The organism is Methylobacterium sp. C25 (assembly GCF_021352225.1).
Classification (GTDB): Bacteria; Pseudomonadota; Alphaproteobacteria; order Rhizobiales; family Beijerinckiaceae; genus Methylobacterium.
Window position 1 is genome coordinate 293372 of record NZ_JAAUVI010000002.1, and the last position, 14098, is coordinate 307469.

Sequence of the window (14098 nt, forward strand, 5' to 3'; positions counted from 1 at the left end):
GCCTGATTGGGCGCTCGGCAGCTGAGGCGCCGTTCAATTCTCTGCAAACTGACGAAAGGCCCCGGTGTCTTTCGCCATCGAAGCGTTACCCGCTTCGGTGTCTGGCCGGAAACGTTTGTTCCCTGTCGGACGATCGTTTAAATCCACTTATGGCGTTAAGCAGCAGCCGCCTTCGAAGTGCGGACGTCAGCCTTCGAACGCAGCGCAGTCAACCGTGTAGGACCGGGTTGCGTCGCAAACGGCCTCGTACCCGGAAAAGAGGCGTCAGATCCAGACCAATCGCTAGGAGATCAGCGAAGGGTCGTTGCACCCAGGTTCAAAGCTGGCTGTGAAAACTCCACGAGCCTGCTCAAGAAGCGCTGGAGCTCAATTCGCTTTTCCGACCGTAATCATGATAGGCCGCAGCACCAGCCTGCGCAGCTCGCCAAGGCCGCCTATTTCGGACACACTGCGGACATAGCGAAAGTGACTGAGCCAACAAAGGACTTAAGTCACTGATATATTTGGTGGGCGCACTAGGGTTCGAACCTAGGACCCGCTGATTAAGAGTCAGCTGCTCTACCAACTGAGCTATGCGCCCGTCGCCGAAACGACGACGCGGGGGCCACCAGTCCCCCGCGAGTGGGGGGCTGATAGCAATGCCGCCGGGGGCTGTCTACCCCCGACGGCCGAGTTTTCGGGGCAATCGCTCGAAAGCGATCGCCCCGGTTATTTTCTTGGCCTCAGTCGCCGGCGCCCGCCTCCGCGGGCTCAGGCTTTCGCTTCGCGGGCGCTCTTCGCGCCCGACGCCGCAAGAGCGGCTTCAGACCGTCGCCGCGTGCTGCGCATGCAGCCGCACGGAGGTGGCCGAGAGCTTGTTCAGCGCCGAGAGATAGGCCTTGGCGGAAGCCACCAGCGTGTCCGGATCGGCGCCGCGCGCGGTCATCGAGCGCTCGCCCGCCTTGAGGCGGACGGAGACCTCTGCCTGGGCGTCCGTGCCCTCGGTGACCGCGTGGACCTGATAGAGCTCGAGCACGGCGTCGTGCGGCACCATGGCCTTGATGCAGTTGAAGACCGCGTCGACCGGGCCGTTGCCGTCCGCTTCCTCGGTGAAGGTGCGGCTGTCCATGTCGATCTTCATGGTGGCCCGTTGCGGCCCGCGCGTGCCGGCGATCACCGAGAGCGAGACGAGCTTGATGCGGTCATGCGCCGTGGCGAGGTTCTCGTCGACCAGGGCCTCGATGTCCTCGTCGTAGACATGCTTCTTGCGGTCGGCGAGGTCCTTGAAGCGCTCGAACACGTCCTGCAACTGGTTGTCGGACAAGGACAGGCCGAGCTCCGTCAGCTTCGAGCGGAAGGCGGCACGGCCGGAATGCTTGCCCATCACCAGCGAGGTCTTGGTCAGGCCGACGGAGGCCGGAGTCATGATCTCGTAGGTGTTGGCGTGCTTGAGCATGCCGTCCTGGTGGATGCCGCTCTCGTGCGCGAAGGCGTTCCGGCCGACGATGGCCTTGTTGTACTGTACGGGGAAGTTCGTCGCGTGGCTGACGAGCTTCGAGGCGCGCGTCAGCATCGTGGAATCGATGCCGGTATCGTAGGGCATGACGTCGCCACGGGTGCGCAGGGCCATCACGACTTCTTCGAGCGCCGCATTCCCCGCGCGTTCGCCAATGCCGTTGATGGTGCACTCGATCTGCCGTGCGCCGCCCTCGACGCCGGCGAGCGAGTTGGCCACCGCGAGGCCGATGTCGTTGTGGCAGTGGGTCGAGAAGATCGCCTTGTCGGCGTTCGGCACGCGCTCGCGCACCTGCCGGAACATGTCCCGGTATTCCTCGGGCGTCGCGTAGCCGACGGTGTCGGGCAGGTTGATCGTGGTGGCACCCATGCGGATCGCCGATTCGACGCAGCGGCACAGATAGTCGATGCCGGTGCGGGTCGCGTCCATCGCCGACCACTCGACATCCTCGACGAGGTCGCGGGCCTGGGCGACCGTCTTCAGGATGATCTCGACCACTTCGTCCTCGGTCTTCCGCATCTGGTGCGCGAGGTGGATCGGCGAGGTCGAGACGAAGGTGTGGATGCGCCCGCGCTGCGCATGTCTCACTGCCTCGCCGGCCCGCGCGATGTCGGCGGGAATGGCGCGGGCGAGGCCGGCGATGGTGGCGCGCTTGGTGCGCTTGGCGATCTCGCTGACGGCCTCGAAGTCGCCATTCGAGGCGATCGGGAAGCCGGCCTCGATGATGTCGACGCCCATCGTGTCGAGCAACTCGGCGACCGCCAGCTTCTCGTCGAGGTTCATCGTGGCGCCGGGGCATTGCTCGCCGTCGCGCAGCGTCGTGTCGAAGATGACGACGCGGTCTTTATCGGTGGTGCTGGTCATGATCGTTGCTACCTTCTCGCGATGCGTTCTCCATCAGCGGGAGAGGCACCGAAACCCTGGATCGGTTGTCCGAAGCGCATCCCCTGAAGGCCCAGGCGGCCACGCCCGGACGGCCCTCAGGGGCGGGTAAGGAGAAGGCCTGCGAGAAGGAGCTTGGCGCGCGCGCTCGCCGCCGCGGAAGCGGTGGTCGAAATCGTCAGCGCTGAGCCGGCGAAAGCCACGGCTCGTCTCTCCTCGGTGGGGGCAACCCGGCATATCGCCGATCCCTGAAAGCCGTATCTAACTTTGGCGCGAAAGCCTGACAAGCGTACGGTTCTCGACAAGTGATGCGCGCCGGCCGCAACGGTGGGGAATCCGATCGGTTGCGACATCGGCGCGCGGCGGCCGCGATTGACCGACTGCCGGCAACGGCTCAGCTTCCAAGGTCAGAAGTACCGATCTCACGTCCTCGCAGTCCCGGAGACGTCGCCATGTCGATCCGCCGCACGGCTCTCGCCCTCGCCGCCCTCATTGCGGCCGGCTCACTCGGGGCCTGCAACAGCCTTTCGAGCGCCCCTGGCCCGACGGCTGCGGCCGCCCTGCCGGCCCAGCCCGCGGTGGCTCCCGTCGCCGATCTGGCGAAGGGGAGCGGTTGCGGCCCGACCATCGCGCATACGCGAGCGATCGTGGACAGCGACGTCGCGACCGAGAACCTCAATGCGTCCGTCGGCAAGCGCTTCACCGCGGACCTCGATGCCGCGGCGGCTGCCTGCGCTGCGGGGCGCAGCGCCGAGGGGATGCATCTTCTGGCGGCAGCCAAGTCGCGTTACGGATATCGCTGAACACCGCCTCCGGGTCCGCTTTCACCAGCCGCGAAGGCGGAAGCGTCGGCAACGGCTTCGTGAGCCGAGCCGGCATCCCTTTCCGACTTACGCGCGCTAGATGACGCCCGCCGGACGACATCGTGTCGTCCTCAAGGGCAGATTCATCAATGGCGAGACGGCTCACGCTTGCGGTGCTCTCGGTGCTGGCGCTGCTTTCGGCCGCGCAGGCGCAGCCGACGCCTCCCGCGCTCCAGGTCGTCCTCGGCACGGCGACGCCGGGCGGAGGGTTCCCGGCCTATGGCGAGGCGCTGGCCAAGGCCGTGCACGAGGTCGATCCGGCCCTTACCGTCGAATTGCGCACTACCAAGGGCTCGACCGAAAACCTCATTCTCCTCAGGGAGGGCAAGCTCGATCTCGCGCTGGTGCAGGGCGAATATGCTTTCGATGCCCTCGCCGCGCAGGGCGATACGCCGGGCCTCACCGTCGTCGCGCCCGTGGATACCACGCCCGGCATGTTCGTGGTCCCTGCAGCGAGCTCGATCCACGCCGTTTCCGATCTCCGCGGCAAGGCCATCGCCCTCGGCACGCGCAGCTCCGGCCTCACGGTGATGGGGCGCACCGTATTGAAGGGCTCAGGCATCGACCCCGAGCACGACATCACGCCGATCCTGCTCGACCGTGCCGGAGATGGCCCAACGCTGGTCATCGACGGAAAGGCGGCGGCGCTGTGGGGCGGCAGCGTCGGCTGGCCTGGTTTCAAGACGATGGCCGAAGCGCCTGGAGGTGCACGCTTCTTCGGCCCGGCGCCGGAGGCGGTCGAAGCCATCCTGGCGCTGCGACCTTCGCTTCGCCGCCTGACGATTCCGGCGAAGTCCTTCAAGGGACAGGACGCGGCGATCGATACGGTCGGCTCCTGGAGCTTCACCATGGGCAAGCCTGGCCTCGATCCGGCCGTGGTCTCGCGACTGGTGCGCGCCATCGACCAGGGCAAGGCACGGCTGGCGCAGCTCTATGCCCAGGGCGGCGAGAGCGATCCACGCAATCTGCCGGGCGCAACCAAGGCGAAGTGGCTGCATCCGGCGACGATCGACTACCTCAAGGAGATCGGGGCATTGCCGCGCTGAGATCGCAAGGGCGCGGCTCAGGCCGATGCGACTAGGCGAAGACGGCGTCGAGATAGGTCCTGACGTAGCCGGGCATGCGGGCCGGATCGATGTCGGCGGGGCTGCGCGCGATGACCATTCGGGCGAGTTCGGGTTCCTCGTCCCTGGCGTGGTGAGCCTCAGCCTGCGCTACCAACTCCTCGGCGCTCTCCGCAAAGGTGACGGGGCGCAGGAAGGCCAGCTGACCGTCGCCGCGCAGCAGCACCCACGGTGCGCGCCGCGCCTCCTTTGGCAGAACGAGACCCGTTTCCTCTTCGAACTCTCGTGCTGCGCTGTCGGGGAGATCGACGAGGCCGCCATCCCGGACATCCTCGCGATCCGGCGTGCCGCAGGGGAAATAGACCTGTCCGGCATTGGCGGTGTGAGCGCCCATCTCGCCGAGCAGCACCGCTCCGTCGCTCGTGTGAGGCACGATCGCCGAGAAGGCGTTGTAGACACCGGTCTTCGGCGCCTTCCAGTCGCGGGAGGCGATGAAGCGCGAGTAGCGCGTCTCGAAGAACCGGACCTCGCAGGCGCGGTTCGCAATCGTGCAGCCCTGGCTCAGCAGGACAGGCCCGTCGAACATGCCCGGACGCTCCGCGACGCGACGCTGCCAGTTGTCGTCGATCGCCTCCGCATTCTCCCGAGCCCAGGCCCAATCGTATTCGTCGAGCCGGGCGGAGACGCTTGCGAGGCGGACGAGGGTGAAGCCGTGCCCTGAGCCCTCAGACAAGCAGCTTGCCCTCGCTGATCAAAACGGCAGCGCCGCTGATTTCGGCGGAACGCAAGGTGCCGCCCTCGACCATAACCTGCAGGCCGATCTCGCTCGGACGGCCCATGGCGTAGCCCTGGCGGATGATCACGTCATGCGCGCCGTCGCCGAGCCGCTCGAATTGCATCAGCACGCCGGCGAAGGCGGCGGCCGCCGAACCCGTCGCCGGGTCTTCGGGGATGCCGCGATGCGGCGCGAACATCCGCGCCTGATAGCGCCGGCCAGTCGGAGCCGGATCCGGCGTGTAGAGGTAGAGGGCGCCGGTCTTGCCCGCCTCGTGGGCGCGATCGAAGGCGGCCGTGTCGAGCTTGGCCCGGTCGAGGGCCTCGCGGCTCGCGAGCGGCACGAAGGTGAAGGGCTCGCCGGTTCCGTGGCGGCTCGCCTTGTGCCGGAAATAGCCGATGTCTTCGGGCTTGAGCCCGAGCATGCTGGCGAGCGTGCTCGCCTCCAGCCCCTCTCCGGCGAAGACCGGCAGGCTCGGCACCTTGAAGCGGGCGCGGCCCATTCCCTTGCCCGTCTCGACCACGCATGGCACGACGCCGATGGTTTCCTCGAGCCCGAAGGCCGTCGCGTCGGCTTGGTTTTCGCCCCTATGCGTGGCGCGGTCGCGCAGGGCGAGGAGCACGGCCGTGCCGATCGTCGGGTGGCCAGCGAAGGGCAATTCGCTCAAGGGCGTGAAGATGCGCAGCCGCGCCCGGTGACGCGGCTGCTCGGGCGGCAGCACGAAGACCGTCTCCGACAGGTTGAACTCGCGGGCGATGGTCTGCATCGCCGCATCGTCCAGGCCCTCGGCATCCAGAACAACGGCGAGAGGATTGCCGGCGAGGGGCTCCTCCGTGAAGACGTCCAGGGTGGCGAAGCGGCGCTGGGTCATACGGTTCATCTCGGTCTGGGGGCCGCCAAGCGACAGAGATCGGCGGCTGGCGTCAAGGCCGAGATGGGCTTCCGGCTACCTCGTCGCGGCCAGCCGTCGGGCCATTCCGACGCTCGTGCTTCGACGCCGGTCGGGCGCTCATACGGCCTCGATCGGGAAAGTCTTGGTCGGGTTCACGAACTCGTCTTGTGCGTCGACGGTGAGAAGTTCCATCGAACCCGCCTCGGCCGTCGCCTTGAGCAGTCCGTGGATCGAGGAGGCGGCCATGCCGAGCGCCGTCGCGGCCGATCCGCTGCGCAGGTAGTGAACGAGGAACAGGGCGGCGACCGCATCGCCCGCGCCGCTCACCGCCTTGAGGTCGAGCCGCGGCGTGCGCACGCGCCAGAAGCTGCCGCCCTCCGCTGCCATCATGTCGATGGCATCGCCCGGAGTGGCGTCGGTGGAGAGGGAGGTGACGAGCACCACGCGCGGACCCATTGCCTGAATGGCAGAGGCCGCCGCCTTGGCCTCGGTGAGCGTCGTGGTCGGCAGATCGGAAAGCAGGTTCAGCTCGAACTGGTTCGGCGTGACGATATCGGCCGCGGGCACCGCGCGCTCGCGCATCAGATCGGCGATGCCGGGGCGAACATAGACGCCGGAATAGGTGTCGCCGATCACTGGGTCGCAGCAATAGAGCGCCTTCGCATTGGCCGCGCGCACCTTGGCGACCGCGTCGAGAATGGCGGTGCCGATATCGGGCGAGCCCATATAGCCCGAGAGCACGGCGTCGCAGTCGCCGAGCGCGCCGCGCTCTTCGACGCCCTGCACGACTTCCTCGATCGCCGGCCCGTCGAAGACGCGACCGCGCCAGGCGCCGTAGCCGGTGTGGTTCGAGAACTGGACCGTGTGAACGGGCAGCACCTCGACGCCCATGCGCTGCATCGGGAACACCGCGGAGGCGTTGCCGACATGGCCGTATGCGACGTGGGACTGGATCGAGAGAACCTTCATGGCGGGTCCGCCGATGATCAATGCCGTCGCCTGATAGCCGAGTTCGTCGACCGGCACATCAGCCTCCGTTCGACGGGATCTCCGCGCAGCCACGCCCCCGGAACGGGATTCCCCGTTTTCGGACAAATGCGAACGGCGCCGTTAATCCTAAACCAACGAATTGATGGTCGCCGGATGAAATCCGCGTAGGGATCGTGAGCCTGAGCGACCCCCTCCGTGGGTCGCGAGAGGGCCGGTGCCGTGTCGACATCCGTGGTTCAGCCGCCTGCGGCATCGGACGCGAAGATCCTGGTCCAGATCCAGTGGCTTCGCGCCATCGCGGCGATCATGGTGGTCTTCCACCATGCGAATTTTCACTGGAACGGGCTGCGCGAAGCCCTCGACCTGCCGGCGGCCGATTTCCTCGGCCTGAACTGCTGGTGGTTCGGCATCTACATTTTCTTCGTGATCTCCGGCTTCCTGATGGTGCGGGCGAGCCCCGATTTCGGCGTGCCTGGCGCATCGCGGCGATTCCTCGTGCGCCGCATCATCCGCATCGTGCCGCTCTACTGGCTACTGACGACGCTTTCGGTGCTGGCCCTGATCCTCGTCCCGTCGAGCCAGGTCATCGAGACGGGCACGCTCGCCTACGTCGTGAAATCCTACCTGTTCATCCCGGTCCTGCGCGTCTCCGGCGACATGCGGCCGATCCTCGGCCAGGGCTGGACGCTGAACTACGAGATGTTTTTCTACCTCTGTTTCGCCCTGGCGATGCTGCTACCGCGCCGGCTGGGCCTCACCGCACTGACGGCCAGCTTCCTGGCGCTCGCCTGGATCGGCCGGGACGCGACGGTCGCGACACCGATCTTCTACAGCGTCACGGACGGGTTGCTCGTGGTGTTCCTGTTCGGCTGCGGGCTCGGCCTCGCCCATGAGAAGGGCCTGCGGCTGCCCTGGCCGGTGGCCATTGCGGCGATCGTCTCTGGTATAGCCTGGCTGCTCGCCGATCTGCGGGGCTCTGCCCCCTGGGTCGCGGGCGTCCCGGCCCTGCTCGTGGTCGCCGGTGTGGCGCTGCGGCCGCCGCCGCGCGAGACTTTTGCCGGCCGCTGGTTCGCGGCGATCGGGGATGCCTCGTACAGCCTGTACCTGACACACACCTTCGTGCTGCGCGGCGTGTTCCTGGTTTGGAAGCGGCTCTGGCTCAGCGCGGCATCCGTCCCGTTTTTCATGCTGCTGTCGAGCCTCGCCGCGGTGGTCGCGAGCCTGCTGATTTACCGCTATGTCGAGCGGCCGATGACGCGGGCGCTGCTTGGGCGTTATCGCGCGATGGAAGCAAGAAACCGCCTGTCCGTGCTCGCGCCGGCGGCGGAGCCCCGCATCGCCTGATCGCGGCTCCTTGCGGGCCGAGCCCGCTCCGGCCACATGCTTGGCTCTCACTCAGAGCCTGCGAAGCATGGATTTCGACGCTATCCGCCAATCCGTCCTCGGCTTCGTCGAGTTGCACAAGGCATGGACGCCACTGGTCGCAGGCGTGCTCGCCTTCTGCGAGTCCCTGGCGTTCCTGTCGCTGCTGGTGCCGGCCACCGTGATCCTCGTCGGGATCGGCGCGCTGATCGGAGCGAGCGACATCCCGTTCTGGCCGGTGGTGATCGCCGCCGCCATCGGTGCTGCGCTCGGCGATTGGATCTCCTACGAGTTCGGCCGCTACTTCAAGGAAGACGCCAAGGGCTTCTGGCCAATGAGCCGCTATCCGGAGCCGACTCGCCGCGCCGAGGACTTCCTGCGTCGCTGGGGTGCCGGCGCCGTGGCGATCGGGCGGTTCTTCGGGCCGGTCCGCGCGGTGATCCCGCTCATTGCGGGCATCTTCGGCGTGAACCGACTGCCCTTCCAGGTCGCCAACGTCCTCTCGGCCGCGGTCTGGGCCTTCGTGCTGCTGGCGCCCGGCGCCGGGCTTCTCTCGTGGTTCCAGGGCTAGCGGCGTGAGGCGCTTCCCGCCCGAGCGCATCGTTTGCCTCACGGAAGAAACGGTCGAGACCCTGTATCTCCTCGGTGAGCAGGACCGCATCGTCGGCGTGTCCGGCTATGCGGTGCGCCCGCCTCAGGTGCGGCGGGAAAAACCGCGGGTCTCGGCCTTCACCAGCGCAGATCTCCCGAAGATCCTGGCACTGGAGCCGGACCTCGTCCTCGCCTTCTCGGACCTCCAGGCCGACATCGTCGCCGATCTCGCCCGCGCCGGCATCGCGGTGCACCTGTTCAACCAGCGCGACCTCGCCGGCTGCCTCGCCATGATCCGTACCGTCGGCGCCTTGGTCGGCGCTTCGGAAAAGGCCGAGGCGCTGGCGCAGGGCTACGAGCGCGATCTCGCCGCCGCTGCCGAAGCGAGCCGGGGACGACCACGGCCACGCGTCTATTTCGAGGAATGGGACGAGCCGATGATCTCGGGTATCGGCTGGGTCAGCGACCTGATCCGAGCCGCCGGAGCCGTCGACGTGTTTCCGGAGCTCTCGCGGGCGCAAGGGGCGAAGGACCGCATCGTTACCTCGGAGCAGGTCATCGCGGCTCGACCCGACATCATCCTGGCATCCTGGTGCGGGAAGAAGGTCAATGTCGAGCGCATCCGCGCGCGACCGGGCTGGGAGGCGATCCTCGCCGTGGCGGGCGGCTGCATCCACGAGATCAAGTCGCCGCTGATCCTGCAGCCGGGGCCAGCGGCGTTGACCGATGGCTTCGCGGCGATCCGGGCCGTGGTGGAAGCCTGGGCGGCCCGGACCTGATGACTTAGCCGCGCGCCGCAGGCTTGAGGATTTCCGCCAGCACCGGAGTCAGCAGGTCGACCAACACCGCCGGGTCGGCTTTGGCGAGCGCGTCGAGGCCCATCATCTGCCTCATGCCCTGGAAGCCTGCGACAAGCGCCAGGAAGATGGCCGCCCGCTCGCTCGGATGATCGGCGCCGACCGCGCCGCTCGCGGCCGCCTGGTGTGCCTGAGCGATGCGCTCGCGTGCGATCTGGGCTGCGGTCTCGCTGCCGGTCGAGCGCAACAGGATCTGGAAACCGTCGAGCGGGCTGGTCTCGCGTGCGGTGATGCCGACCAGGGCCTGCGCGAAAGCGCGCGGGATGTCCTTGGCCGCGAGGTTCTCCGGCGCGAGAATGACCGGATCGCGCATCGTGTCGGCAACCACCTCTCCGAACAGCCCCTCCTTCGATCCGAAATAGCGGCCCACCATCATGGCGGTGACGCCGGCTTCCGCTGCGATCGCGCGCAGGCCGACCCCGTCATAGCCATGTGCCGCGAAGGCGCGCCGCGCCGCCGCCAGGATCGCGGCTCTGGTGGCCGCCGCCTTGTCGGATCGCGTCACAGGCGATGAGGAAACGGCGTTCATTATACGACTGTAGACTTTCTGATCCATGTTGAGTATACGGCTGTAGACCAAAGGCGGCAATCGTTCGCCGTCTCGATGCGATCAGGACATTCTCATGACCGACGACCTCGTCCTCGTCACCGGTGGAACCGGCTTCATCGCCCAGCACTGCATTCTTGCCCTGCTCGACGCGGGATACCGGGTGCGGACGACCTTGCGCACGATGGCGCGCGAAGCCGAGGTGCGCCGTCATCTGCAGGCAGGCGGTGCGGAGCCCGGCGACCGCCTGTCCTTCGTCGTGGCCGATCTCGGGGCGGATCGCGGCTGGGCCGAGGCTGTCTCCGAATGCCTCTATGTGCTGCACGGCGCCTCCCCGACTCCGTCCGGCGATCAGGTGAGCGAGGAGGACTGGGTTCGGCCGGCGGTCGAGGGAAATCTCAGGGTGCTGCGTGCGGCCCGCGATGCCGGCGTGAAGCGGGTCGTCCTCACCTCCGCCTTTGGCGCGGTGGGTATGGGCCACAAGCCGATGAAGCGACCCTTCGACGAGACCGACTGGACCGATCTGAACGGCGACGTCGCGCTCTATCAGAAGTCGAAGACGCTCTCGGAGCGTGCGGCCTGGGAGTTCATCGCGGCCGAGGGACGCGGGCTCGAACTCGCCGCCGTGAACCCGACGGCGGTGCTCGGTCCGGTGCTCGGCGCCGACTACTCGCACTCGATCCGCATGATCAAGAACCTGATGGACGGGTTGCCGGGCTGCCCGAAGGTCAATTCTGGTTTCGTCGACGTGCGGGACGTCGCGGACCTGCATTTGCGCGCGATGACGGATCCCGCCGCGAATGGTGAGCGCTTCCTCGCCATTGCGGGCGAGAGCCTCTGGATCGCCGATGTCGCGCGGGTGCTTCGGGAACGCATGGGCGCCGCCGCGAGCAAGGTCACGACCCGCGAGATCCCCAACACCATCGTGCGCATCGGCGCGCATGCCAATCCCGCGATGAAGGCGCTGGTGCCGTTCCTCGGTCTCAACATGAACGCCACCAGCGAGAAGGCCATCCGCCTGCTCGGCTGGTCTCCGCGCCCGGCGGAAGAGGCCATCGTCGCCTCGGCGGAGAGCCTGGTTCAACTCGGCCTGATCGCCGGCTGAGCGCGAGCCCGAGCGCGTTTCCTGACGACGCCTTCGTCCGCGGCCTCGACCAGGCCGCGCACACTGGCCAGCCTATGGCCGCGCCGGTCGCTCGGTTCGGCGATCCGCGCGTCGATCTGCGGCCGCAGCGGCGACGCGGGCGTGAAACCGGGGATGACAAGCCGAGCCGCAGATGATTCAGTCATGCCGCACCCACCGCGTGTCGCCGTCCATGTCCGCTGCCCTCGCCCATGTCGTCTTGCCGCCCGATCGCCGTCAGTCGGCGACGGCGCTCCATGTTCAGCGCGGCGTGCGGCGGCTCTTCGCCGGGATGGGTTGCGTCACGCTGCCGGAATTCTCCCTGGCCAACGGACGCCGGGCCGACGTGATCGCCCTCTGTCCGGCCGGGCGGCTGACCATCGTCGAGATCAAGTCGAGCGTCGCGGATTTTCGTGCCGATCGGAAATGGCCGGACTATCGCGACTTCTGCGACCGCTTCCTGTTTGCGATTCCCGACACCGTGCCGGAGAGCCTGATCCCGGAGGAATGCGGCCTGATCGTCGCCGACGCCTTCGGTGCCGCGGTGCTGCGTGAGCCGTGCGAGCACCCGCTCAGCGGCGCTCGGAGGAAGGCCGTGACATTGCGATTCGCGCACTCGGCGGCGCGGCAGCTGCACACGCTGGCCGATCCCGGGGCGATCGGCGACGGGGCGCTCTGACACTCGCCGTCATTCCGGGGCCGCGGAGCGGAACCCGGAATCCAGAACCGCTGACGGAGCCATCATTGGCACCCTCGGCGGTTCTGGATTCCGGGTTCTCGCCTGCGGCGAGCCCCGGAACGACGGCGTGGTGTAGCGCTGCCGGCCCCTCAGCCGTGCCAGTTCTGACCGTGATAGATGAACCGGTCGCCCTCGCTCGCGAGCGCAGCGAGGCCGTTGAGGGCCGGGTCTTTCACCGTGATGACGCTGGTCGGGATGCCGTGCATCATCTCGGCAAAGGGCGGCTTGTGCTCGAAGCTCTTCCGGAAGCCGCCTTCGTTGAGCACCGGCAGGATACGCGGGGCGATGCCACCGCCGATATAGACGCCGCCGGTGGTCAGGAAGGTCAGGGCGAGATCACCGCAGACCCGGCCGAGATATTTTGAGAACAGGCGGATCGCCTCGGCGGCGTGCGGATCCTCGCCCGAGAGGCCGGTCTCGGTGACCTTAGACGGGTCGATGGCCGATCCGTCACCGCCGCCGCGCACGCGCCTCACGGCTGCATGGAGCCGGGCGAGGCCGGGGCCCGAGAGCAGCGCCTCGACGGTGATGCGGCCATCAATTCGCTCGAGGCCTGGCCAGATCTCGAAGTCTTCGTCGTCGCTAGGGCCGAAATCGGTGTGGCCGGCCTCGGTCGAAACGATGGCGAGGCGCTCCTGGTAAGGCACGAGCGCGGCGGCGCCGAAGCCGGTGCCGGGACCGAGGACGAGCCGGGCGCCGCGGCTGGAATGCCTGACGTCGCCGATCATCGAGAGATCGCCTTCGGTGATGTTCGCCGCGCCGGCCGCCACGGGCACGTAGTCGTTGACCACGACGACGCGGGTCAGTCCGAAATCCTTGCCGATGCGCTCGGCCTCGATCACCCAGTCGGCGTTGGTCAGGCGCACCGAGGGTGCGTCGACCCGGCCCGCGATGGCGAGGACGGCCGAGCGCGGCCTAGCGTCGCCGCCCTTGCCGAGGGAAGCGCGGATCGCGGCGCTGATGTCGGGATGACCCTTGGTCGGCTCGTGGGAGAGCATCCGCGGCGTGCCGCCAGCCTGCTCGATCAAGCCGAAGCGAGCATTCGTGCCGCCGATGTCGCCGAGGAGGACTGGAAATTCGAACATGGAGCCGCCGTCTCGCTTCGCCCCGCCGGTCGGACCGCTTCCTTGGGGCAGGCTATGGGATTGAACTTCGGTCGCGTCAGGCCGGCGGCAAGGCGTCGGGGTCGATCGGGGCTCCGTTGGCCCATGCGGCGATGAGCGCGCGGACATCAGCCGGGGCCGCCAGCCGGCGGCGGGCGATGGTCTCCTCGTCGCCGATGCGCACGCTGACGCCGCCATCGGCGTTCACGCTCTCGAAGGCGAGCTCGTCGGTCTTGTCGTCGCCAAAGAAGATCGCGCGGCGCCCGGCATAGGGCGGGCGCTCCAGGAAGGCGCGGATCGCGTGGCCCTTGGTGGCATCGGCAGGCACGACCTCGCCCACCGCCTTGCCGAGCTGCAGCCGATAGGCCGAGCCGAGTTCGGCGGCGAGCGCCTTGACGATGCCTTGCGCAGTCTCGGTATCGGCCTCGCTGGCGAGGCGCCAATGCACGGCGACGGAGGCGCCCTTGTCCTCGATCAGCACCTTGTCGAGGGCCGCGGCCTGTTGCTTCAGCCGCTCGACCCCGGCACGGAGCGTGGGGTGATCCTCCGGACGTCCGCCGCTGAGTCGGCCCTCGACCCGGCGTTCGACGCCGTGAAGACCGGCGACGTCGAAGCGCGAGGGCGCCAGGAAGTGGTCGATCACGCTGACGGGGCGCCCGGTCACGATCGCGAGAGCGCCGCCGAGGCGGCTCTTCAGGCTCTCGAGATTGGGAACCAGCGTCGGGTCGACCTGAACCGCGTCGGGGGTGGGGGCGAGCTCGGCGAGCGTGCCGTCGAAATCGAGGAAAACGGCGAAGGCGTCGGGCTCGCTCACG

14 protein-coding genes and 1 tRNA gene are annotated in these 14098 nt (G+C 67.8%); 7 read left to right on the top strand and 8 right to left on the bottom strand.

Annotated features, from left to right (window positions below; all coding sequences use genetic code 11):
• Window positions 1-504 precede the first annotated feature (504 nt).
• Both HCU64_RS07735 and HCU64_RS07740 read right to left on the bottom strand, forming a co-directional pair.
• Window positions 505-580 (bottom strand) — tRNA-Lys (locus HCU64_RS07735).
• Window positions 581-802: 222 nt separating this feature from the next.
• Complete coding sequence (locus HCU64_RS07740) at window positions 803-2359, bottom strand: 2-isopropylmalate synthase (protein ID WP_233383249.1); 1557 nt, start codon at window positions 2357-2359, stop codon at window positions 803-805.
• A 470-nt stretch (window positions 2360-2829) separates the two neighbouring features.
• Between HCU64_RS07740 and HCU64_RS07745 the strand changes: the two genes are divergently transcribed.
• Together HCU64_RS07745 and HCU64_RS07750 are read left to right on the top strand one after the other, a co-directional pair.
• On the top strand, window positions 2830-3180 hold the full coding sequence (locus HCU64_RS07745) for a hypothetical protein (protein ID WP_233383250.1): 351 nt from the start codon (window positions 2830-2832) through the stop codon (window positions 3178-3180).
• A 149-nt stretch (window positions 3181-3329) separates the two neighbouring features.
• Window positions 3330-4286, top strand: coding sequence for a TAXI family TRAP transporter solute-binding subunit (locus HCU64_RS07750; RefSeq protein WP_233383251.1), 957 nt, complete (start codon window positions 3330-3332; stop codon window positions 4284-4286).
• 31 nt (window positions 4287-4317) lie between these two features.
• On the opposite strand, the gene HCU64_RS07755 is transcribed toward HCU64_RS07750, so the two are convergent.
• The 3 genes from HCU64_RS07755 to pdxY all read right to left on the bottom strand — a co-directional run bounded on the left by HCU64_RS07755 (window position 4318) and on the right by pdxY (window position 6940).
• Window positions 4318-5037: an NUDIX hydrolase gene (locus tag HCU64_RS07755; RefSeq protein WP_233383252.1), complete on the bottom strand. Its 720-nt coding sequence runs from the start codon at window positions 5035-5037 to the stop codon at window positions 4318-4320.
• Complete coding sequence (locus HCU64_RS07760) at window positions 5030-5950, bottom strand: PhzF family phenazine biosynthesis protein (protein ID WP_233383253.1); 921 nt, start codon at window positions 5948-5950, stop codon at window positions 5030-5032. Before HCU64_RS07760 ends, HCU64_RS07755 begins: the two co-directional genes overlap by 8 nt.
• 138 nt (window positions 5951-6088) lie before the next feature.
• The gene (gene pdxY, locus HCU64_RS07765) at window positions 6089-6940 is read right to left on the bottom strand and encodes a pyridoxal kinase PdxY (RefSeq protein ID WP_233383662.1); all 852 of its coding nucleotides are present in this window, start codon (window positions 6938-6940) and stop codon (window positions 6089-6091) included.
• Between the two features lie 240 nt (window positions 6941-7180).
• Between pdxY and HCU64_RS07770 the strand changes: the two genes are divergently transcribed.
• The 3 genes from HCU64_RS07770 (at window position 7181) to HCU64_RS07780 (ending at window position 9693) form a co-directional block, all read left to right on the top strand.
• Window positions 7181-8305, top strand: a complete 1125-nt coding sequence (locus tag HCU64_RS07770) for an acyltransferase family protein (protein ID WP_233383254.1) — start codon at window positions 7181-7183, stop codon at window positions 8303-8305.
• 67 nt (window positions 8306-8372) lie between these two features.
• Window positions 8373-8894 (top strand): DedA family protein, encoded by a 522-nt coding sequence (locus tag HCU64_RS07775; RefSeq protein WP_233383255.1) that lies wholly within the window; start codon window positions 8373-8375, stop codon window positions 8892-8894.
• Window positions 8895-8898: 4 nt separating this feature from the next.
• A complete protein-coding gene (locus HCU64_RS07780; protein ID WP_233383256.1) occupies window positions 8899-9693 on the top strand; it encodes a cobalamin-binding protein in 795 nt (264 codons plus the stop codon).
• Between the two features lie 4 nt (window positions 9694-9697).
• On the opposite strand, the gene HCU64_RS07785 is transcribed toward HCU64_RS07780, so the two are convergent.
• Complete coding sequence (locus HCU64_RS07785) at window positions 9698-10300, bottom strand: TetR/AcrR family transcriptional regulator (protein WP_233383257.1); 603 nt, start codon at window positions 10298-10300, stop codon at window positions 9698-9700.
• Between the two features lie 94 nt (window positions 10301-10394).
• On the opposite strand from HCU64_RS07785, the gene HCU64_RS07790 reads away from it, so the two are divergent.
• Window positions 10395-11423: an SDR family oxidoreductase gene (locus HCU64_RS07790; protein ID WP_233383258.1), complete on the top strand. Its 1029-nt coding sequence runs from the start codon at window positions 10395-10397 to the stop codon at window positions 11421-11423.
• A 211-nt stretch (window positions 11424-11634) separates the two neighbouring features.
• Window positions 11635-12120 carry an MmcB family DNA repair protein gene (locus HCU64_RS07795; protein WP_233383259.1) on the top strand — a complete coding sequence of 162 codons (486 nt, stop codon included), beginning with the start codon at window positions 11635-11637 and terminating at the stop codon, window positions 12118-12120.
• A 149-nt stretch (window positions 12121-12269) separates the two neighbouring features.
• Here the strand turns inward: HCU64_RS07795 and HCU64_RS07800 are convergent, their stop codons facing one another.
• Together HCU64_RS07800 and otsB are read right to left on the bottom strand one after the other, a co-directional pair.
• Window positions 12270-13265, bottom strand: a complete 996-nt coding sequence (locus HCU64_RS07800; RefSeq protein WP_233383260.1) for a glucokinase — start codon at window positions 13263-13265, stop codon at window positions 12270-12272.
• A 76-nt stretch (window positions 13266-13341) separates the two neighbouring features.
• Window positions 13342-14097, bottom strand: coding sequence for a trehalose-phosphatase (gene otsB / locus HCU64_RS07805; protein WP_233383261.1), 756 nt, complete (start codon window positions 14095-14097; stop codon window positions 13342-13344).
• Window position 14098 lies beyond the last annotated feature (1 nt).

What these genes read in the sequence shown, in the direction of transcription:
- HCU64_RS07790 (WP_233383258.1), top strand. Translation starts at nt 10,395, where the DNA reads ATGACCGACGACCTCGTCCTCGTCACCGGTGGAACCGGCTTCATCGCC.
- HCU64_RS07745 (WP_233383250.1), top strand. Translation starts at nt 2,830, where the DNA reads ATGTCGATCCGCCGCACGGCTCTCGCCCTCGCCGCCCTCATTGCGGCC.
- pdxY (WP_233383662.1), bottom strand. Translation starts at nt 6,940, where the DNA reads ATGAAGGTTCTCTCGATCCAGTCCCACGTCGCATACGGCCATGTCGGC.
- HCU64_RS07760 (WP_233383253.1), bottom strand. Translation starts at nt 5,950, where the DNA reads ATGACCCAGCGCCGCTTCGCCACCCTGGACGTCTTCACGGAGGAGCCC.
- HCU64_RS07785 (WP_233383257.1), bottom strand. Translation starts at nt 10,300, where the DNA reads ATGAACGCCGTTTCCTCATCGCCTGTGACGCGATCCGACAAGGCGGCG.
- HCU64_RS07795 (WP_233383259.1), top strand. Translation starts at nt 11,635, where the DNA reads ATGTCCGCTGCCCTCGCCCATGTCGTCTTGCCGCCCGATCGCCGTCAG.
- HCU64_RS07800 (WP_233383260.1), bottom strand. Translation starts at nt 13,265, where the DNA reads ATGTTCGAATTTCCAGTCCTCCTCGGCGACATCGGCGGCACGAATGCT.
- HCU64_RS07750 (WP_233383251.1), top strand. Translation starts at nt 3,330, where the DNA reads ATGGCGAGACGGCTCACGCTTGCGGTGCTCTCGGTGCTGGCGCTGCTT.
- HCU64_RS07740 (WP_233383249.1), bottom strand. Translation starts at nt 2,359, where the DNA reads ATGACCAGCACCACCGATAAAGACCGCGTCGTCATCTTCGACACGACG.
- HCU64_RS07775 (WP_233383255.1), top strand. Translation starts at nt 8,373, where the DNA reads ATGGATTTCGACGCTATCCGCCAATCCGTCCTCGGCTTCGTCGAGTTG.